This window comes from Martinezella rhizogenes (assembly GCF_000799715.1).
GTDB classification, from domain to species: Bacteria; Pseudomonadota; Alphaproteobacteria; order Rhizobiales; family Rhizobiaceae; genus Rhizobium; species Rhizobium rhizogenes_C.
In genome coordinates this window covers 592,975-613,666 of the sequence record NZ_JUHG01000013.1, presented here as the reverse complement: position 1 = coordinate 613,666, position 20,692 = coordinate 592,975, and the positions used below count along the sequence as shown (strand labels likewise).

General features: G+C 61.0%; 18 protein-coding genes. 10 read left to right on the top strand and 8 right to left on the bottom strand.

Features of this window, described 5'->3' with window-relative positions; all coding sequences use genetic code 11:
• Positions 1 to 75: 75 nt before the first annotated feature.
• From EX00_RS14755 to EX00_RS14735, 5 genes are all read right to left on the bottom strand, one after another.
• Positions 76 to 1,263 (bottom strand): galactarate dehydratase, encoded by a 1,188-nt coding sequence (locus EX00_RS14755; RefSeq protein ID WP_047459044.1) that lies wholly within the window; start codon positions 1,261 to 1,263, stop codon positions 76 to 78.
• A gap of 79 nt (positions 1,264 to 1,342) precedes the next feature.
• Positions 1,343 to 3,064: an ABC transporter ATP-binding protein gene (locus tag EX00_RS14750; RefSeq protein WP_047459042.1), complete on the bottom strand. Its 1,722-nt coding sequence runs from the start codon at positions 3,062 to 3,064 to the stop codon at positions 1,343 to 1,345.
• Positions 3,065 to 3,071: 7 nt separating this feature from the next.
• On the bottom strand, positions 3,072 to 4,193 hold the full coding sequence (locus tag EX00_RS14745) for an ABC transporter permease (protein WP_047459039.1): 1,122 nt from the start codon (positions 4,191 to 4,193) through the stop codon (positions 3,072 to 3,074).
• 9 nt (positions 4,194 to 4,202) lie between these two features.
• A complete protein-coding gene (locus tag EX00_RS14740) occupies positions 4,203 to 5,189 on the bottom strand; it encodes an ABC transporter permease (RefSeq protein ID WP_047460337.1) in 987 nt (328 codons plus the stop codon).
• A gap of 128 nt (positions 5,190 to 5,317) precedes the next feature.
• Entirely contained in the window at positions 5,318 to 7,258 is a 1,941-nt protein-coding gene (locus tag EX00_RS14735) for an ABC transporter substrate-binding protein (RefSeq protein ID WP_047459037.1), read from the bottom strand.
• A gap of 213 nt (positions 7,259 to 7,471) precedes the next feature.
• Here EX00_RS14735 and EX00_RS14730 point away from each other — a divergent pair, with 213 nt between their 5' ends.
• The 8 genes from EX00_RS14730 to EX00_RS14695 all read left to right on the top strand — a co-directional run bounded on the left by EX00_RS14730 (position 7,472) and on the right by EX00_RS14695 (position 14,815).
• The gene (locus EX00_RS14730; protein ID WP_047460333.1) at positions 7,472 to 8,185 is read left to right on the top strand and encodes a FadR/GntR family transcriptional regulator; all 714 of its coding nucleotides are present in this window, start codon (positions 7,472 to 7,474) and stop codon (positions 8,183 to 8,185) included.
• Positions 8,186 to 8,283: 98 nt separating this feature from the next.
• Positions 8,284 to 9,183, top strand: coding sequence for a dihydrodipicolinate synthase family protein (locus EX00_RS14725; protein WP_047459034.1), 900 nt, complete (start codon positions 8,284 to 8,286; stop codon positions 9,181 to 9,183).
• A 79-nt stretch (positions 9,184 to 9,262) separates the two neighbouring features.
• A complete protein-coding gene (locus EX00_RS14720; RefSeq protein WP_047459031.1) occupies positions 9,263 to 10,849 on the top strand; it encodes an ABC transporter substrate-binding protein in 1,587 nt (528 codons plus the stop codon).
• A gap of 6 nt (positions 10,850 to 10,855) precedes the next feature.
• Positions 10,856 to 11,947: an ABC transporter permease gene (locus tag EX00_RS14715; protein WP_047459030.1), complete on the top strand. Its 1,092-nt coding sequence runs from the start codon at positions 10,856 to 10,858 to the stop codon at positions 11,945 to 11,947.
• Between the two features lie 5 nt (positions 11,948 to 11,952).
• Positions 11,953 to 12,888: an ABC transporter permease gene (locus EX00_RS14710; RefSeq protein WP_047459027.1), complete on the top strand. Its 936-nt coding sequence runs from the start codon at positions 11,953 to 11,955 to the stop codon at positions 12,886 to 12,888.
• The gene (locus EX00_RS14705) at positions 12,885 to 13,742 is read left to right on the top strand and encodes an ABC transporter ATP-binding protein (protein ID WP_047459024.1); all 858 of its coding nucleotides are present in this window, start codon (positions 12,885 to 12,887) and stop codon (positions 13,740 to 13,742) included. Before EX00_RS14710 ends, EX00_RS14705 begins: the two co-directional genes overlap by 4 nt.
• Positions 13,739 to 14,497, top strand: coding sequence for an ABC transporter ATP-binding protein (locus EX00_RS14700; protein ID WP_047459021.1), 759 nt, complete (start codon positions 13,739 to 13,741; stop codon positions 14,495 to 14,497). The genes EX00_RS14705 and EX00_RS14700 overlap by 4 nt, the downstream gene beginning before the upstream one ends.
• A 78-nt stretch (positions 14,498 to 14,575) precedes the next feature.
• Complete coding sequence (locus tag EX00_RS14695; RefSeq protein ID WP_047460331.1) at positions 14,576 to 14,815, top strand: ribbon-helix-helix domain-containing protein; 240 nt, start codon at positions 14,576 to 14,578, stop codon at positions 14,813 to 14,815.
• Positions 14,816 to 14,887: 72 nt separating this feature from the next.
• Here EX00_RS14695 and EX00_RS14690 read toward each other — a convergent pair whose 3' ends face one another.
• Together EX00_RS14690 and EX00_RS14685 are read right to left on the bottom strand one after the other, a co-directional pair.
• Positions 14,888 to 15,676 carry an inositol monophosphatase family protein gene (locus EX00_RS14690; protein WP_047459018.1) on the bottom strand — a complete coding sequence of 263 codons (789 nt, stop codon included), beginning with the start codon at positions 15,674 to 15,676 and terminating at the stop codon, positions 14,888 to 14,890.
• Complete coding sequence (locus EX00_RS14685; protein ID WP_047459016.1) at positions 15,676 to 16,557, bottom strand: glycerophosphodiester phosphodiesterase family protein; 882 nt, start codon at positions 16,555 to 16,557, stop codon at positions 15,676 to 15,678. Before EX00_RS14685 ends, EX00_RS14690 begins: the two co-directional genes overlap by 1 nt.
• Before the next feature lie 187 nt (positions 16,558 to 16,744).
• Here EX00_RS14685 and EX00_RS14680 point away from each other — a divergent pair, with 187 nt between their 5' ends.
• The gene (locus tag EX00_RS14680) at positions 16,745 to 17,893 is read left to right on the top strand and encodes an ROK family transcriptional regulator (protein WP_047459013.1); all 1,149 of its coding nucleotides are present in this window, start codon (positions 16,745 to 16,747) and stop codon (positions 17,891 to 17,893) included.
• 31 nt (positions 17,894 to 17,924) lie between these two features.
• Here the strand turns inward: EX00_RS14680 and EX00_RS14675 are convergent, their stop codons facing one another.
• The gene (locus tag EX00_RS14675; RefSeq protein WP_047459011.1) at positions 17,925 to 20,012 is read right to left on the bottom strand and encodes a putative bifunctional diguanylate cyclase/phosphodiesterase; all 2,088 of its coding nucleotides are present in this window, start codon (positions 20,010 to 20,012) and stop codon (positions 17,925 to 17,927) included.
• A gap of 381 nt (positions 20,013 to 20,393) precedes the next feature.
• On the opposite strand from EX00_RS14675, the gene EX00_RS14670 reads away from it, so the two are divergent.
• The gene (locus tag EX00_RS14670; protein WP_234709020.1) at positions 20,394 to 20,615 is read left to right on the top strand and encodes a hypothetical protein; all 222 of its coding nucleotides are present in this window, start codon (positions 20,394 to 20,396) and stop codon (positions 20,613 to 20,615) included.
• The last annotated feature ends 77 nt before the right edge of the window (positions 20,616 to 20,692 follow it).

Genomic DNA, 20,692 nt, shown 5'->3' with positions numbered 1-20,692 from the left:
TTATGAGCTCGCGATAAGCGTGAGCCGGGGTCGGCATGATGGCCATCGAGGCAGCATGCCGACCCAACCACTCACTTAAGCGAAGGCATAGGAACCATCAGGGCGTTTGGGGACGCGACGCTGCCAATGGATGTAGCCTTCCTCTTCCATCGCCTTTTCGTCCATCTCGACACCCCAGCCGGGCCTGTCGGGCCTGAGCTCCAGATAGCCGTCCTTCGGCAAATAGGGGTCGACGACATAACGCGTCTCGCCCTGCCGCTTTTCGATATCCTTGCCGCCATAGACATAGGCCTGGCCCTTGGGCAGCCGGTATTCGAGGATGCGGAAGTTCTGCGTGGCCGCCGAGAAGTGTACGTTGACGGCAGTTGCCAGTGGCCCCATCGGATTGTGCGGCGCCACCCCGACGAAATAGGCTTCGGCAAGTGTCGCGATGCGTCGCATCTCGCTGATACCGCCGACGACGCAGATGTCGGGCTGGATGAGGTCGGCGCCCTTGACCTGAAGCAGGCGCAGGAATTCGTTGCGATTGTAGAGCGACTCCCCGGTCGCCAGCACGCAATTCAGCCCCTGCTTGAGGTCGCCCCACATGTCGATGTTTTCCGGACGCAGCGGCTCCTCGTAGAATAGCGGATCGTAAGGTGCCAGCGCATTGCCGAGCTGCCTTGCGGCAACCGGCTCGAAAATCTGTGCGTGCGCGTCGAAGGCGATCTCATAATCGTCGCGCACGGTCTCGCGCAGCGAGCGGAAATAATCCGCTGACGCCTTGACGACATTGCCCCAGCGATGGGCGTGGATGTCGACGCGCCAGGGGCTGAGCTTGAAGGCTGTGAAGCCCCATTCGGCGTTGAGGCGATCGAACTCGTCGCGCGCAGCCGGAGCATCCGGCGCGGTGTAGACGCCGGCATAGACCTTGATGCGGTCGCGGACGGCGCCGCCGAGCAGTTTGTAGACCGGAACATTCGCGGCCTTGGCGGAAAGATCCCACAGGCAATGGTCGAGCGCCGAGATGGCGGAAAGTCCGAGTGCTCCCGGCGGGAATCGGCTTTGCTGGATCAGCAGGTTCACCAGATAGTCGATACGGGTCGGGTCCTCGCCGGACAGGAAACCGTAGAGATAGTCCAGGATAGGCGGCAACGCCTTGTCGGGGCCGTGATTGTAGCATTCGCCCCAGCCCGTCAGACCATCATCCGTGTCGAGTGCGACGATAACGCGGGGGCGGTCCTTGTCCCGGGTCATGAAAACCCGCATGCGGTCGATCTTCATCTGTCTGTCCTTCTATCGATTGCAACGATCATGGCGCGGAAGGGAGCTCCGCGCATGAGGGGTATCGGCGCGATCGTCATCACGCGGCACTGCCGTTTTTCAGCACGTCCGGTTCGACGTAGCGGAAACGCCGCGAGTGATCCCGATCGCGCGGATCTGGGCGGGGAATGGCGGAGATAAGCGCTTGCGTATAGGCGTGCTCAGGCGTGTTGCAGACCTTGTCCGCATCGCCGACCTCGACGAGCCGCCCCTTGTACATCACGCCGACGCGGTCGCACATGTAGCGAATGACGCCAATGTCGTGGCTGATGAAGATATAGGCAAGGCCAAGCTTGTCCTGCAGCCGCATCAACAGGTCGAGCACCTGGGAGCGAACGGATACATCGAGCGCCGAGGTTGCTTCGTCGGCGACGATGATGCGCGGGTTGAGGGTGATGGCGCGGGCAATGCCGATGCGCTGGCGCTGACCGCCGGAGAAAGCATGCGGATATCGTTCGCGCGTCTTCGGATCGAGGCCCACCTGTTCCATCAGGTCGCAAACGCGCTCGTCGAGGGCTCGGCCCTTGGCGATATGGTTGACGAGCAGCGGCTCGCCGATGATCTGCGAGACCGTCATGCGGGGATTGAGGGACCCGAAGGGGTCCTGGAAAACCATGCGCAATTCACGCCGCGCGGCTGCGAGACTTTCTCCCTTCGCGGTCGCCAGATCGATGATGCCGCCATCGGCGCGGCGATAGAGGATCTCGCCGGCTGTCGGATCGAGGAGACGCATGATCGAGCGGCCCATGGTGGTCTTGCCGGAGCCGCTCTCCCCGACGATCCCGAGCGTTTCGCCCGGAAGCAGCGATATGGAGATATCGTCGAGCGCTCTCACTTCACCGAAGGCCATCGACACGTTGCGCAGTTCGAGAATAGGGGCCGCCGTCCTGTCGAGCGGCGGCCGTGCCAGCCTGATCTCGGCCTTCTCCTCGAGCTTCAGGACGGAGCCGATCAGCATGCGCGTATAGTCGTCCTTCGGCGCGTGAAAGATCTGCTCGACCGGTGCATATTCCTTAGCGACGCCATTGTGCATGACCAGCACGTCATCGGCGATCTGTGCCACCACGCCCATGTCATGGGTGATAAAAAGCACCGCCATACCGTAGGCTTTTTGCAGCCGGGCAATCAGGTCGAGGATTTCGGCCTGCGTGGTCACATCGAGCGCCGTGGTCGGTTCGTCGGCGATCAGGAGTTGCGGCTTGCAGGCGAGCGCCATGGCGATCATGGCGCGTTGGCGCATGCCGCCCGAATATTGAAATGTGTATCGATCCACCGCTTTGTCCGGCGAGGGGATCTCCACCTGTTTGAGCAGCGATATGGCTTCTGTGCGCGCCTCCGCCTTGCTCATCCTGGTGTGAAGGCGCAGCGCCTCGATGATCTGGTCGCCGACCGTATGCACCGGCGAGAGCGAGGCCATTGGCTCCTGGAAGATCATCGCGATGTCGCGCCCGCGGATGGCGCGGATCTGACGGCCGCGCGGATTGAGGCCGACGATGTCGATGGAGCTTCCGTTGGACCCGTTCAGAATGATGGAGCCGCTGGCGATACAGCCGGGTGCATCAACGATCTGGAGGATCGAGCGCGCCGTCACAGATTTGCCCGATCCGCTCTCGCCGACGACGCAGAGCGTCTTTCCCGGTTCGATCGAAAAGGAGAGGTTGTCGACCGCGCGGAAATTGCCGGTACGCAAGGGGAAGTCGACGCTCAGGTTCTTCACCTGCAGAAGCGGCCTGACGCCCGTCATGGAAACGATATCGGTCATGCCGGCCTCATTTGTTATAGGGATCGGCCGCATCGCGCAGGCCATCGCCGAGAAGGTTGAGCGCCATGACGGCGATAACGACGGCAAGGCCCGGCATGAAGAGCCATGGCGCCGTGGCGATCGAGCGGATGTTCTGGGCCTCGCGCAATAATACCCCCCACGAGATGGTCGGTGGTTGCAGGCCGAGCCCCAGGAAGGACAGCGACGTCTCCGCAAGGATCATCGCCGGCACGGCGAGCGTGATCGAGGCGATGATATGGCTGGCAAAACTCGGCAGCATGTGGCGAAAGATGATCCGGCTCTCGCGGGCGCCGTCGAGCCTAGCTGCTGCCACGAATTCCTCCGTGCGCAGGGACAGGAAACGGCCCCGGACGACGCGGGCGAGCTGCGCCCAGCCGGTCAGCGACAGGATGATGGTGATCATCATGTATTGAAGTGCTGCGGGCCAGCCCTGCGGAAGAGCAGCAGCCATGGCGAGCCAGATCGGGATCGTCGGCAGCGACAGCACGAAATCGATCAGTCGCTGGATGAAGAAATCGAGCCGGCCGCCGTAATAGCCGGAGACGCCGCCGAGCACGATGCCGAGCAGCAGCGAGAAGAAGACGCCGACAAGACCGATCGACAGCGAGATCTGCGAACCCTGCACCGTCCGGCTGAAGACATCGCGGCCGAGTCGGTCCGCGCCGAACAGGAGCAGCGGCGTCGATTTGTCGGAAGAGGCGAGCAGATGGATGTTGGAGTTGAAAAGGCCCAGCACCGAATATTCGTAGCCGCAGCCGAACAGGCTGACATCGACCCGCTTCGTCCTGTCTTCCTTGAAGATGGCGGCCAGCGTTTCCGGGTCGCGGCTGAGCTTCAGCGGATAATAGTGCAGGCCGAGGGAGAAGCCGTTATCGGTTTCGATGAAATGCACTCTCTGCGGCGGATGAAACGTCGCCCGCGCATTTTGCAGGTAAGGATCGTTTATGGCGAAGAAGCCCGGAACGATGGCGACGAGATACATCGCCACGGTGACGAAGAGGGCCACCATGGCAAGCTTGTGTCGGCGGAAGGCCCACCAGATCAGCTGCCATTGCGAGGCGACGGCGGCGCGGTCCGGCGGAATATTTGTGACGGCGATGTCGGCCATGGGAGGCTCCTATTCCAACCGGATGCGGGGATCGACCAGCGCGAGCAGGATGTCGCTGATCAGCGAGCCGATCAGCGTCAGCGCGCAGATCAAAAGTACGAAGGCGCCGGCGAGATACATGTCCTGCGCCATCAGTGATTGCAGCAGCAGCGGTCCCGCCGTCGGCAGATTGAGGACGATCGCCACCACGACGGAACCGGAAATGAGGTTGGGCAGCAGCCAGGCGATCGTCGAGATGAACGGATTGAGGGCGATCCGCAGAGGATACTTCACCAGCAGTCTGAACTCGGACAGGCCTTTTGCCCGGGCCGTCGTCACATAGGGCTTCGGCAGTTCGTCGAGCATGTTGGCGCGCATGACGCGGATGAGGCTTGCCGTCGAGGAGACAGCAAGGATGATGACCGGAAGCCATATATGCTTGAGAAGGTCGAGCATCTTGGCGATGCTCCAGGACGCTGTCTCGTACTCGGACGAAAACAGGCCGCCGACATCCTGGCCGAACTCCACGGCCGCGACATACATCAGCACCAGCGCCAGCAGGAAGGATGGAATGGCAAGGCCGAGAAAGGTGAAGGCGGTGAAGAGATAGTCGCCGATCGAATATTTCTTGACGGCGGAGTAGACGCCGATCGGCAATGCGATCGCCCAGGTGGCGATCAGCGTCGCCAGCGCAAGAACCAGCGTCAGCGCCATCCGTTCCCAGATGAGGCCGGAGACCGGTTGCTGCCATTCGAAGGAGATACCGAAATCGCCGCGCGACAGGATGCCCCATATCCATTTCAGATATTGCACGATCATCGGCTGATCGAGGCCGAAACGCTCGCGCAGTTGCGCCGCGGTATTCTGATCGACGATCTCGTTCGAGGAGGCGAGCGTGGCGATATAGGTCGTCACGTAGTCGCCCGGCGGTAACTGGATCAACACGAAGGCGAGGAAGCTGATCGCGAAAAGCGACGGGATCATCCACAGAAGTCGTTTGGTGATGAAGGCCAGCATGAAGCGTCCCTGTCCCTGCATTGAACGCCGCTCTTCGAAACTGGCAGGCCCGGAAAGGCCCATCATCGGCGTCGCGCGGCGCGCTTGAAAATAGCGCCGCCCGCCGGGGCGGCGCTCGATCTGCAAAATCAGCTCGTGAAGGTAAATTGCTGCGGCATGGCCGGCCCCGGATTGGGCCAGGACCAACTATCGGGCTGCTTTTCCGGGACATTGCGCAGATTGTTGCGAATGACGCCGAAGCCGCCGACGGCAAGGCAGAGACCGACGGTCTCGAATTCCTCGGCGGCGATCTCGAAGATTTGCTTCATCACCGCGCCGCGCTTGTCGAGGTCGGCGGTCGCCCGTGCCTCATCGAAGAGCTTCATGCGCTTCTTCTGGCTCTCCGGCGGCTCCTCGCCCTGCTTGCCGTTCGAGGTGTACCAGACCGACCACGGAATGGCGTAACGCGAGCCTTGCGGGTGGAAGGCGAAGAAGTCGCGTGGGTCGAGCATGGGATCGAGGCCGCCAGGCCCCGGCCAGACCTGCGCATCATGGGCGTTGTCGTCGCCGCGTGTATAGTAAAGCGCTCGCTCGATCGTATTGACCTTCATGTCGATACCGATCTGCGCCCAGTGCGCCTTGACCAGCTCCAGAGCATCGACGAGATCCGGATAGAGCGTCGGAATGACGTCGACGGCAAAGAAGATCTTCTGGCCGTCCGGCCTCAGACGGAAGCCATTGCCGTCCTTTTTGTCGTAGCCCGCCTTGTCCAGCATCGCACCCGCCTTGTCGGCATCGTATTCGGTAAACTGGCGGGCGAGTTTTTCGTGATACCACGGATGTTCGGGACGAGGCCCGGCCTGATAGCCCTCGCTCTGGCCGAAATAGACGATGTCGATCACCTCCGGCCGATTGATGCCGAGAGACAGCGCCTGCCGGAACGACTTGTCCGCAAACATCTTGCGCATGGCCGGATCTTTGTGGGTGATGTTAAAATAGATCTGGCATTGTTGCGAGGTGGCGGGCACGAGCGTCAGAAGGCGATAATCGCCCTTCTTCATGTTCTGCGAGAGCGTCGGCTTGTTGGCGAGCACGCTGATATGACGCTCCTGGATATCGATTTTTCCGGAGATGACATTCAGCATCAGGGATTCGACGTCCTGCGAAATGCCGAAGTTGATCTCGTCGATATAGGGAAGCTGGTTACCTTCGGTGTCGACCTGCCAGAAATAAGGGTTGCGGGTCATGACGACGCGGGTGGCGCCGCCGGTATAGGGCTCTTTCACCACCCAGGGATCGAGCGTCGGCTTGTCGGGATTGCCCCAGCGCGACGGGATTTCGATATCGCCGCAGCGCGCCCGGAAAAGCTCGGGCCAGCTGCTAGCACCCGCCTTCTTAGCGTCCTCGGCGACGTTCGGATTGTATTTCGGCAGGAACTGGCTGCAGTAATGTTTCGGAAACAGCGTCGGATGCTGGCCGAGCGGCGTTGCGAGATTTTCCAAATAGAGCGCATTGGGTGCCGCGAAGGTGAATTTCACCGTGAAGTCGTCGATCTTCTCGACATTGACTACCTTGCCCGCCACCGACAACTGCGCAGGTGCCGCGCTATAAAGGTCGGTGTTCTTCACGCAGTCTTCGATCGCGAAAACGACGTCGTCGGCGGTAAAGGGATGGCCGTCCGACCAGCGCGCGCCCTCGATCAGATGGAAGGTGAATTGCGAGGCATCGTCGTTGACGTCCCAACGCTCGGCAAGATTGGGCAGAACCTTGGTGAATTCCATGTTCCAGCGCACGAGACTCTGATTGCCCACCATGCGCAGGATACCGTTATGGTCCGACGAGCCTCTCAGACCGCGACGAAGGGTTCCGCCATAGGTGCCAACCTTTTCGAAAGGTGTCACGATCATCGGCTTTTTCGGCAGTCGTGCGGCCAGAGGCGGCAACTTTCCGCCCTTGACGAGCTCGGCCAATGCGGGGGCTTCGCCGCCTGCGGCAGCGGCTCGGCCGGCAAGGGACAAGGCCGCAACACCCGCCATGCCCCCGAGAACGGCGCGACGTGTCACGCCGCGAGACAGTATTTTATCGCGCATCCATATCCCTCCCGTTTGATGCCGGCATGACTTTGTCTGAACCGGCGCGACAGGCTCCCGACCCACCGCAAGGCGTCCTTTTGGCGCCGCGAGCAGACCATAGATACGTTCTCAGATAATTACAAGAGTTGACAGATATTGACAGATTTAGTAGCCCTGCCGCCTAGAAAATGGGTTGAACCTTGTCGCTGCGCGGCAAAACAAAGGATAATGATGACATTGTCGGCCGTCACTGAACCGGACGGGGGCGCAACGCGCTTCGGCGACATCATCTACGAGAAGATCGTGGGCATGATCGCGGACGGAAACTTCCCGGTGAACGAAAGATTGCCGTCGGAGGAAAAGCTTGCCGTCATGTTCGGGGCATCGAGGCCCGTCATTCGCGAGGCGCTGGAGCGTCTGAGGGGCGACGGCCTGATCGTCTCGCGCAAGGGGTCGGGCTCCTATGTGCGACAACGACCAGATTCGTCCGTGCTGAAGATGGTGCCGGTCGGCTCCCTTGCCGATGTGCAGCGGTTTTTCGAATTTCGCGCCGGTCTCGAGGCGGAAGCGGCTGAACTTGCCGCGCGCAACTGGCAGCCGGCGGACAAGGAGCGAATTTCAGCCGCTCTTCTCAACATCGAGCAGTGTTTGAGTGATGGCAAGCTCGGAGCGGAAGAGGACCAAGCGCTGCACGACGCGATCGCCATGGCGACCGGAAACCAGTTTCACATCACGCTCCGCGAATGGTTCAAGCCGCATTTCGCCATCGGGCATTCCGTCACGCGAAGCCTGAGCCTCAAGCGCACCGCCGAGCAGATACGCACCGTCCAGGACGAGCATGCGGTGATCGTCAAGGCGATCTTCGAGCGGCTGGAGACCGAGGCGCATGACGCGATGAAGCGGCACATATTGAACGCTCGCGCCCGCATGTTCCAGGGGGTCTGAGCAGCAGTGGGAGGAAGGGATGATGTGGCGACCGGCTGTGACCGATGCCCCCGCCCTTCCAATTCGATCATCGGTGGAGAGCTAACAAGGGGAAGAAGATGAGCATCGCAACCATACGTCAGGCGCTGAAAGGTGTGTCGGGCGTCCCCGTGACGGCTTATGACGATAGGGGCCAGGTCGAACCCCGGATTACGGCACAGGTCTATCATCGGGTCGCCGCTGCCGGCATCCACAATATCGTCGCTGCGGGCAATACGGGTGAGTTCTATGCCCTGACGCTCGAGGAAATCCGCCATGTCCACGAGGCAGCGGTTGCGGGCGTCGACGGCAAGGCGCCGGTGACGGCGGCAATTGGCAGATCTCTGCGCGAGGCGATTGCAATGGCAAAGAATGCGGCTGTGATCGGTGCATCCGCGGTCATGTCGCATCAGCCCGTCGATCCCTTCGCCGCACCGGCAGCGCAGATCGACTATTTCTGTGACCTCGCGGAAGCGTCTCCCTTGCCGTTGGTGGCCTATGTTCGCGCCGACGGTTTCAGCGTCGACGACATGGTGCGCCTTGCCGGGCATGCCAACATTGCCGGCATCAAGTTTGCGACGACGGATCTTATGCTTCTCTCCAGGGCGATCGCGGCGTCGGACCCGGCCGGTGCGCTCTTCGTCTGCGGTCTCGCTGAGAGTTGGGCGCCGACCTTCACCGCCGCCGGTGCACGCGGCTTCACCTCCGGCCTGGTCAATGTCGCGCCGCAATTGTCGCTTGCCGTCCTCGATGCGCTGGATAGGGGCGATTTCGCCGCCGCGCGCGCGATCGTCAATAAGCTCGAGCCGTTCGAACGCATGCGTACGAAATTCCGCAACGGCGCCAATGTCACGGTGGTGAAGGAGGCGGTGACCTATTCGGGTCTCAATGTCGGCCCCGTGCGTGTGCCGGGCCTGCCGCAGCTCGATCAGAAGGATCGGGAGGAGTTGCATCGTCTGCTGAGGGACTGGGAGGGGTAAGCGCACCGAGCCTGCCCGCTGCTACAGACTGCAAAAGGCGTGGGCGCTGCCCGCGCAAAAAAGATTGGGAGGTCTTGAAATGTTGAAGAGCTTGCTGACAACAGTCGCAATCGCCGCTGCCTTGGCTGCCGCGCAACCGTCCCTGGCGGCATCGCCGCCGAACATGTTGGTGATCGGCACCAATCTCACCGGCATTCGGACGCTCGACCCGGCGCAGAACAATGCACGCACGGTGTCCGAGCTGATTTCCAATCTTTACGACAATCTGTTGCAGCTCTCTCCGGACGATCTCCAGACGCTGAAGCCGATGCTTGCCACGAAATGGAGCGTTTCGCCCGATGGCAAGATCATCAGCCTGACTTTGCGTGACGATGCGACCTTCCAGAGCGGCAATCCGGTGACGGCGGAAGACGCCGCATGGTCGATCCAGCGTGTTATCAAGATGGGGCAGGTCGGCTCGACCGATATCGCGCCCTGGGGCTTCACGGCCGAGAACGTCGACAAGCTGATCCGGGCCAAGGATGCCCACACGCTGGAGATAGAGCTGCCGCAGGTCGTCAATACCGATCTGGTGCTCTATTCGCTCGCCGGCTCGTCGATCGGCATCATCGACAAGAAGACGGCCCTGTCGCACGAGGCCAATGGCGATTTCGGCGGCACATGGCTCTCTGCCAATTCGGCCGGCAGCGGGCCGTTCACGCTGGCGCAGTGGCGGCCGAACGATGTCGCGATCTTCAATGCGCGCAAGAATTATTGGGGCGGCACGCCGGCCATGACGCGCGTCGTTGCCCGCCACATACCAGAATCGGGCAATCTGCGGCTGCAGCTGGAGGCCGGTGACGTCGATATCGGCCAATATGTTTCAAGCGGCGATCTGGATGCGCTCGCCACCAACAAGGCCATGGTGATCGACAATGTTCCAGGCCTCGGTTTCTATTATATCGCGCTCAACCAAAAGGATCCGGATCTCCAAAAACCCAAGGTCCGCGAGGCGTTTCAGCATGCCTTCGACTGGAAGGCTATTTCCGGCAACATCATGCGCTACACCGGCTTTCCATGGCAGTCGATGATCCCGCGCGGGATGATCGGGGCGCCGGAGAACCCGACATCGCGCTATGATTATGATCCGGCCAAGGCCAAGCAATTGCTGGCCGAGGCAGGCTATCCGAATGGTCTGAAGAAGGTGCTCAATCCCTCGGGTGCGGCGGCCTTGCCCTTCACTGAGGCACTGCAGGCGAGCGCCCGTGTCGCCGGTATCGATCTCGATCTGGTGCCGGGCGAGTTCATTCCCGCGTTTCGCGAGCGCAAATACCAGGTCTTGTTCGGCAATTCCGGTGCCCGGCTTCCGGATCCTTTCGCCGTTGCCACGCAATACGCCTACAATCCTGACAACAGCGATGAGGCGCGTCTCGGCAGCTATTATCTCTGGCGGGCCGGCATGAAGGTGGATGATCTCAACACGCTCGTCGATCAGTCGATGAAAGAACGCGACACGGCCAAGCGCACCGACATCTTCAAGAAGATGGACGGCATCTATAGCGGCATGGATTCCCCATTGATCATCTTTTTCCAGCGCACCGATCCCTATGTCATGCGCGCCAATGTCAAGGGCTACCATGGGCATACGACCTGGTCGACGCGCTGGCATGACGTGACGAAGGAGTAATCGCCCGTGACGAGTGCCGAGCTGACATCGAAACGCGATTCCCGAGTGGATCAGGATGCGTTCGCGGATACGCTGCCGCATCCGCTGATCGCCGTCCTTCGGCGATTGGCGGGCCGCATCGTGGCGATCGTCACCACGCTGTTCGGCCTGCTGTTCCTCACCTTTTCGATGGGGCGCCTGCTTCCCGCCGATCCGGTGCTTGCCATCACTGGGTCGGAGGTCAGCAAGGCGGTCTATGATCGCGTCTATAACGAGCTTGGGCTGGGACAACCGATCTGGATGCAGTTCCTCACCTATGTGCGCAAGGTCGCGACCGGCGATCTCGGCACGTCTGCCACGACCGGCCAGCCGATCCTGACCGATCTCCTGAGCATTTTTCCAGCGACCATCGAGCTTGCCATCATCGCCATGATCATCGGCATCGTCGTCGGGGTTCCGCTCGGGATCACCGCAGCCGTCAGGCGCGGCACGATCATCGACCACATCGCGCGCATCGTCGCCCTTGCCGGCCATTCCATCCCGATCTTCTGGATGGGGCTGATGGCGCTTTTCATCTTCTACGCCAAGCTCCAGCTCGTCGGTGCGTCGGGGCGCGTGGACGTTCTCTACGAGGGGCTTGTCACGCCGGTCACCGGCTTCCTGCTGATCGATTCGGCCATGGACGGCCAGTGGGACGTGTTTCAAAGCGCGCTCAACCATATCATCCTGCCGGGGGCGATCCTCGGTTATTATTCCGTGGCCTCTATCTGCCGCATGTCACGCAGCTTCATGCTGGAGCAGCTCGGCCAGGAATATATCGTGACGGCGAGAGCAAAGGGGCTTGGACGGCGCAAGGTCGTTTGGCGCCATGCCTTCCGGAATATCCGCGTCCAATTGCTGACGATCATGGCGCTGACCTTCGGCGGCCTGCTGGAAGGCGCGGTGCTGATCGAGACGGTTTTCGGCTGGCCTGGGCTCGGCCAGTACCTGACGCGCGGCCTGCAGATGAACGACATGAACGTCGTCATGGGCGCCGTGCTGACGATCGGCGCCGTCTTCCTGACCATCAACATCATTTCGGATGTGCTTTATCGCATTCTTGATCCAAGGACACGGTGACGCCGATGACGATCTCCGCCGAACACACCGATCGCGCCAGCGCCAGCAGCTTTCGCAAATGGCTGCTCGCGCCCGAGCCTCAGGGCTGGTTCCAGTCGTCCGCGCAGCAATTCCATCAGGGCTGGCTGAAGTTCCGCCTGCATCCGCTCGGTCTTGTCGGGCTTGCTATCATCGTCCTGCTGATCCTCGTTGCTATCGGCGCGCCCTTGCTGACGCGGTACGATCCGATCGTGCAGGACATGGCGGGACGGCTCGCGCCGCCATCGGCGGAGCACTGGCTCGGCACCGATAATTTCGGCCGCGATGTCTTTGCCCGCATCGTCTATGGCGGGCGCACGACGCTCTATATCATCATGCTCGTCTCGGTCATCGTCGCGCCCTTAGGCCTGCTGATCGGCACCTGCTCCGGCTATTTCGGCGGGATTGTCGATGAAATCCTGATGCGGATCACCGATATCTTCCTGTCTTTTCCCGGGCTGGTGCTGGCGCTGGGGTTTGCGGCGGCGCTCGGCCCCGGCATCACCAATGCGATCATCGCGATTTCGCTGACGGCCTGGCCGCCGATCGCCCGGCTTGCGCGCGCCGAAACGCTCAGCCTGCGCAAGGCAGATTTCATTGCCGCCGTGCGTCTGCAGGGCGCGTCGTCGCTTGCGATCATCACCCGCCACATCCTGCCGATGTGCATCCCCTCGGTTATCGTGCGCGTGACCCTCAACATGGCCGGCATCATCATCACCGCCGCCGGTCTCGGCTTTCTCGGTCTCGGCGCACAGCCGCCCTGGCCGGAATGGGGGTCGATGGCAGCCACCGGTCGCGAATTCATGCTCGATAGCCCCTGGGTCATTGCCGCACCCGGCATCGCCATCGCGATGGTGAGCCTTGCTTTCAACCTCGTCGGCGATGCGCTGCGCGATGTCCTTGATCCAAGAGGTGCGGAATGACTTCTAACCTCATTGACGTCAGTAATCTCGAGATCGCCTTCGGCGGCGGCTCCGTGCGGGCCGTGCGCGGCGTCAGCTTTTCGCTCGGCCAGGAAAAGCTCGGGATTGTCGGCGAATCCGGCTCGGGCAAGTCGACGGTCGGTCGTGCCATCATGCGGCTGCTGCCGCCGACGGCAATGGTCAGTGCCGAGCGGATGAGCTTTCGGGACGTGGATCTGCTGAAAGTGGACGAGCGCAAGATGATGACGATCCGCGGGCGACGGATCGGGCTCATCCTGCAGGACCCGAAATATTCGCTCAATCCGGTCATGCGCATCGGAGAGCAGATCGCCGAGACCTATCGCCTGCACTATCCCAAGGCGAGCGCGAAGCAGGCCTATCGGCAAACGCTTGAGATGCTCGACGCGGTCAAGATCCGTGAGGTTGAACGGGTGGCCCGGCTCTATCCGCATGAGATCTCCGGCGGCATGGGCCAGCGCGTGATGATCGCCATGATGCTGATTGCCGAGCCCGAGGTGCTGATCGCCGACGAACCGACCTCCGCGCTTGATGTCACGGTGCGGCTTGAAATCCTCGCCTTGCTGGACGAGTTGGTCGCGCGGCGCAATCTCGGCCTGATCTTCATCAGCCACGACCTGAATCTCGTGCGGAACTTCTGCGATCGCGTACTGATCATGTATGCCGGACGGGTGGTCGAGGTTCTTGAAGCGCGAGACCTCGACAAGGCCAGGCACCCCTATACGCAGGGTCTGCTCGCGTCGCTGCCGTCGATTGATGATCCACCGGCCCGGTTGCCGATCTTGAAACGCGATCCATCCTGGCTCGACAGTAAGATCTTGGAGAGAACGCGATGATCGAAATCGACAATCTCACCATCCGTTTCGCGGCCGGTCAGAGGCCGGTCGTGAGGAATGTCAGCTTCGGCGTCGAGAAAGGCGCGGCTTTCGGTTTGGTCGGTGAATCCGGCTGCGGAAAATCCACGGTGCTGCGCGCCATCTCCGGTCTCAATCCGAATTACCAAGGCAGTATCGAGCTGGACGGCGACATTCTGGACCGGCGGCGTGACCGGCCATTCTTCCGACGGGTGCAGATGGTGTTTCAGGACCCTTACGGATCGCTGCATCCCCGTAAGACCATCCGTTCGCAGCTCAAGGAGCCGCTCCGCAACCAGGGGATCGCGACCGGTTCGTTGGACGTCGATGCCCTGCTGCGTTCCGTCGGGCTCGATCCCGCGCTCAGTTTCCGGTTCCCACATCAGCTTTCCGGCGGACAACGCCAGCGCGTCGCCATCGCCCGCGCCCTGGTTCTGAACCCGGCCGTCCTGCTGCTCGACGAACCGACCTCCGCGCTCGACGTCTCGGTCCAGGCCGAAATCCTCAATCTGTTGGACGACCTGCGCCGCGAGCGCGGTCTGACCTATCTGCTCGTCAGCCACGATCTTGCCGTCGTCTCCCACATGTGCAGCCGCGTCGCCATCATGGAGGCGGGGGAGATCGTCGAAGAGGTCGATATCGAAAGGCTGCGAAAGGGGAAGGTCGAGCATCCTTATTCGCAGCGCCTGCTGCGAGCGAGCCGGATGTATGGTAGGCAGCGGGAAGTCCTTGCGTAATTAATGGCGATATCAACTTCGGCCAAAGGTGCGGCAGGGATCCTTGCCGTTTCCTGCCGATGCTCGTATCGTTTCGCCATGAGCGCTATGAGTATCTATCTGCCGGACGCTTTGAGGAGCTTTGTCGACGAGCAGGCTTCAGCGTGTGGCTGCGCGACGAGCGGCGAATATATCCGCGAATTGATCCGTCAGGATCAGGACCGATCCAATCTGCGTAAATTGCTGTTTGACGGATCGTCGTCGCCGGTGACTAAACCGGTCGATGCGGCTTATTTCGCCAGCTTGCGTGAGCGTGTGCATCGGCAGCAGGGCGTTTAGGCATATTGACGTTTGGCGCGTGCTTCACGCCAAACATGACATTCCACAATGGATGCAGGAACCGCACCATTCCTAGCTGTTCGTATGGCTTGCGCTGATCTCCGGCCAGAGCGGTTCCGTCGCCGCCAACAAGGCCGGTGTTCCGGCTGCTATCCACGGTACATGGTTCTCGCGGTCTTCACCGAAGCGCACCTCGAGCCCGGCCTCGCGGGCAAGCACGGCACCGCCGGCGATGTCCCACATCGTCGTCACCTTTTGCAGGTGCCCATCGAAAATGCCGCGTGCGGCAAAGACGAGGGAGACGGATGTCGAATGGAAGGCTTCGACGACCCAGCCGGCGCGTCTTAATCCGGTTTGAAACCTGGCAGCATCGTCGAAATCCTCTGCGGGGTTGTCGCCGAGCGACATGACGCGGACATCCTCCAAGGGGGTGGTCCGGGCAAGCGGCTTGCCGTTCATCAGCAGGCCGCTGCCATCGGCGGCCGCATAGATCTCGCCCATGACCGGCATGGCAACAACGCCGAGTTCGGGACGGCCGTCGCGCACGAAGCCGAGCGAGATTCCCCACAGCGGCGAGCCCCGGAGAAAGTTCGACGTGCCGTCGATCGGGTCGATGATCCAGTACGCGCCTTCGGATTGTCCGCCAAACTCCTCGCCGACGATTGCTTCGCCGGGAAAGGCGGTGGCAAGCCGATCTCGGATGAAGTTTTCGACAGTCGTATCCGCTTCGGAGACGAAGTCCTGTACGCCCTTGGCATGGGTGACAACGGTCTGGTGCGCTGCAAAGAAATGCAGCGCCCTATCGGCAGCCTCCTCGATGATGGCGCTGGCCTGCGAAAGACGCTGGTTGGCGACGGCCATCACGCGTTCCTCTTGGTCCCATGGCCGGCGAGCCATTGCTTGAATGGCGCAATCGTATCTGTCTGGACGGCGCCGACACCTGCGTCAGCCAGTGCGCCCCAGACGCCTTGAGGATCACCAAGCGCGCGGCTGTCGTTGAAATCGAGGTTGTGGGAGACGTCGAGTGTATTGATCCAGAGACGGATGTTCTGGCGTTCAAGCTCCGCGCGCCCGGCGGCGAGATCGGTAATGTCAGAAAACTTGACTTCCACCATCGGCGCCCGCAGCGGCACAATCAGCTTCAGGTCTTCGGCGAACTGTCCGGGCCTGACGCGGAACATCGGCATATGCGGGATGGAGCCGAACCAGTCGGCGTCGATCACCGGGAAATGGCCGGACGCCGGCTCGATATCGGTCTTGATGATGATTTGGTCCTGCATGGCGAGGCGCTTGATCGTGGCGATCACCAGCGGCAAGTCACGCGGATATTTCGTGTCGATATTCACGAAGATGCGGCCGCGGGCCTCTTCCAGCGCTTCTTCCAGCGTCGGAATGCGCTCGTCGGTCACAATCGCCGTCTCTCCACCGCCACCGGTGCGAAGACGGGCATTGCGGATTGTCGCGAGATCGCAGGCGCTGACAACGCCGGCGCCGGTTGATGTCCGATCAAGTGTTGCGTCGTGGATGACAACAAGCTTTCCATCGGACGTCGCCTGCGTGTCGATTTCGACGATTTCGACACCGAGCGCAGCGGCGTCGCGGATCGACGTCAGCGAGTTTTCCGGCGCGGCCGTCCACAGGCCGCGATGCGCGATGGTGAGAATATCCGGGTTGCTGCGCGAAACGAGCGTGAAAATGTCTGAAAAACGGGCGGAGCTGGTGACAGCTATCTGGCTGGGCATGGGGAGAACTTTCGGGTCTTGGTGGGGTTTGGGAGGAGGATCAGATCTTGCCCATTCCGGTGGACTGTTGCTCTCGCCGCAATTACTACACTTTTGGTGTAATATTTATGACAAGTCCAGCAAAAAAGCCTCTCTGGGCATTACAGGATGGATTGCGAGCCCTCGTCCGAGCGGCTAAGCCAGACGCATGACACTCAGGACTGCTTCCGCGACCAGGTTCGACATGTCGCCGCTGGCCAGCGACAACGAACGGATGATCCTTGATATCGTGCGCCGTCACGAGCCGATCGCGCGCTCCACGATCACGGCCCATACCAATCTGACCCAGCAGTCCGTTCACCGCCTTGTGGAAACGCTCATAGAGCGCGGCCTTCTTCGCGCTGGCGCGCCGCTCAGGGGCGGGCGCGGTCAGCCGAGCCCGACGATCGAACTGGTGAAAGAGGCAGTTTATTCTGTCGGCATCTCGATCAACACCGATTCCGCAACCCTGTATCTGGCCGATTTCGGCTGCAATGTGGTTGCGGAAGAGACCTTGGGGATGATGCCGAGCGATCGACAAACGACGCTTCGCGCTCTTTCGGAAACGCTGCACGCAATCCTGAGAAGACATGGCATAGCGCGTGACTGTCTACTGGGACTTGGTTTTTCGATGTCCGGCTTTTTCGTCCTGGACAATCGCAAATTTAATGCACCGGAGCCGCTGCGGGACTGGTCGCTCATCGATCTGCGTCCGGATCTCGAGGCCGCCTTTGAGCTTCCCGTTTGGCTGGAAAATAATGGCACGACGGGCGCCATCGGCGAGAGCTTGCGCGGCGCCGGCCTTTGGTGCTCCACCTTCGCCTATCTTTCCTTCAACTACGGTTTTGGCGGTGGCCTCATCCTCGACGGCAAGCCCTTTTACGGCTTTCACGGCAATGCCGGGGAAGTGAGCGGTATCTACAATCCGGATGAATCGCCGAAGCGGCCTGCCTTGCAGTATCTGATCCGGACACTGCAGGAGAACGGCATCGATATCGATTCGGTTCATGAATTGCACAAGCGCTTCGATCCGTCCTGGCCCGGCGTGGAGGCGTGGCTAGAGCAGACAATGCCCATGCTGGACCGGCTGATTGCAAGTTTGATTGCCATACTCGATCCGCAGGCGATCGTGTTCGGAGGGCAATTGCCGCGAGAGCTCGGGCGGATGATGATCAAGCGGGTGCATATGCCCTCCTCGCGCGCCCATCGCTATGACGTCGGGCCGCGGGAGGCGAAGCTGGTGCTGGGTGAAGCGCGAGGGGACGCCGCTGCGATCGGCGCCGCCCTGTTACCGTTGAAGCTGCGGTATTTCCTCTAACGGCTCGCTCCCACGCGGCATTGGCCTTGTTTCAAGCGATCGAGCGACGTCTAATCCGGACAGGCGGGATGCGGCCGGAAAACGATGCCGGAAATTCGGCATCGATGGTTTCCTCAGGCAAAAATATCTGCCCGACCGGCTTTGGCCGCCCGAGGAAAAAGCCCTGGGCTTCGTCGCAGCCTTCGACCTTCAGGATTTCGAGCTGGTGGTTTGTCTCGACGCCTTCGGCAAGAACTGGGATTTCAAGGCTTCGGCCAAGCGTCAGCACGGCCCGCACGATGGCTTTCGCCTGGATGCTGCCCTCCACCTCGCTCATGAAGGAGCGATCGAGCTTGATCTTGTCGAAAGGGAACGAACGCAACGTATCCAGCGACGAATAGCCCGTTCCGAAATCGTCGATCGCGATGGTCACCCCCAGCGCCTTGATCTGACGCAGCACATGCAGCGTGCGGGTCTTGTCGGCGATGATGGTGGACTCGGTGATTTCGAGCTCCAGCCGACTTGGCGAGAGCCCTGTTTCGAGCAGGATTTCGTGCACAAGCCGGGCAAGATCGGCATGGGCAAACTGGACAGGCGAGAGGTTGACGGCGATCTTGTAGCGCTTGTCCCAGGACGCAGCCTGCTTGCAAGCCGTGCGTAGCACCCATTCGCCGATCGCGAGGATAGTGCCGCTCTCCTCGGCAATTGGGATAAACTCCGCCGGCGGCACCTTGCCGCGTTCCGGATGGTTCCAGCGCGCCAGAACCTCATATCCGCAGACCTCGCCCGTGCGAACCGAGGTTTGCACCTGATAATGCAGCTCGAGCTGATCCAGTTCGACCGCGCGGCGCAGATCCTGGGCGAGGGTGTGACGTGCCCTGGCGGCTTCATCCATTGTTGATTCGTAAAAGCAGACGACGCGCCCGACATCGGCCTTGGCGCGGTACATCGCCAGATCGGCATTGCTGACGAGGCGTTCTTGATCCCGTCCGTCATCCGGATAGACGGCAACGCCGATGCTGGCGCCCGTCACCGTCTCGAAATCGTCGATCCGGATCGGTTCGAACATGGTCTTTTCCAGCCGCGCGACGAAGTCCAGCAGCTCGTTTTGCCCGTTGAACCGCTTGACGGCCGCAAATTCGTCGCCACCGACGCGGGCGACGAATTCGCCGTCCTTCACCAGCCGGGCGAGCCTGCGTCCGATCGCCTTCAGGGCCTGGTCGCCGGCCTTGTGTCCACGAAGATCGTTGATTTCCTTGAAGCGGTCGAGGTCGATGCCGATGACGGCAAGCTTCGCATTCTCGCGCTCCACTTGCTCCATCTCCTGGTTGAGATGGTCGGCAAAGCTGCCCCGGTTGGGCAAGCCGGTCAGCAGGTCATTGAGCGCCATGTGCTGGAGCTTCTGGATGGATTCCTGCGCGGCGCGTTCGTCGATCATGTAGCTGGCGACACCGGTGCCGACGATGAGCAGGCCAACGCCAGCGACGGCAATCGCCATGGCCTGCAATACATGCGGATCGGTGCCCGTGGCACCCGTCGCCAATGGGGTGAGCGATACGGCGGCCATTGCGGTAAAATGGAGCGTCACGACGGCCAGGACGAAGAGAGCGAGCGCGAGGAGTGGCGAATGGCGCCAGGGCCGACGGATGGCCTGGCTGAAGGCGAAGGCCGCGATAACCATGGACAGCACGATCGAGCCGACCACGTAGTCCAGATTCCACTCGACGATGCCATCGACATGATAGGCCATCATACCGGTGTAATGCATGGCTGAGATCGACAAGCCGATCACTATGCCACCTGCTTCCGGTGCGATTTTGAAACGGCGCAGCGAGGCGGTCGTGAAGCCAAAGGCGCAGCCCGCCACCGCCACCAGCAGCGACACCATGGTCAGGATCGGATCGAAAGTGATTGCCGCTTCGGCCTTATAGGCGAGCATGGCGATGAAATGGGTGCACCACACCGAGGATCCGGCAGCAACGGACGTCAGGAAAAGCCATCCGCCGCGCTGAAGCCCTCGAGTCGTCTCGACGCGACGCAGCAGGTTGAGGGCTATCCAGCCGCCACTGATACAGATAAACGCCGCAAGTAGAACGAGCCACAGATTATGCTCCGTGGCGATGCATGAAATGACCCGCACTCGAAAATCCCAAGCCTATGGATGGCAACGAACGCCCCCAGATGGTCGCTCGCCACGCCGACAATCGGCGGACCAATTCTTTCGAGGACAACAATAAAGATCGGGTAAAGACGGAATGCCCAGCCTGGGGAAAAGGGCATGTTTGCGCGTAAATTCATCGTTCCGTCACAGAGAGGGTCTTCCATGAAGCACAACAAGAGTACTGGGAAATCAAGAGACCTGGTTGTCGATCTCTATTGGTTCAAGGCCGGGCCATAGAGGTGATCCAGAGGGAAGGCACAACCTGGAAGCCGGACACTCCCCGTGTTAAATTAATCTATGGCTAGCGCTTCAGATTCGCATGATGATGCAGAAATCCACCTCAGCCCTGACGAGGCTCTCGTGCTTTTCGAGCTTCTGTCTCGCTGGCGTGATCCGAAAGCGATGCATACCCCCGGCAGCTTATGTTTTGAAAGCACCGCAGAGTGCGCCGTGCTCAACGGTGTTCTCGGCGATCTTGAGAGACAACTCGTCGCTCTGTTCAAGGAAGACTACCATCAGGTTGTAAACGACGCGCGAGGCCGCTTGGCGGGCCTTTGGGAGTATCCGACCCTTAAAGGCTGATCCTCTGAAGCAGGCCCAGGGCTGCTGGGACGACGCCAGGCCGAACGAAGTCAACTATCCGCAGAGTAGCAATTGAA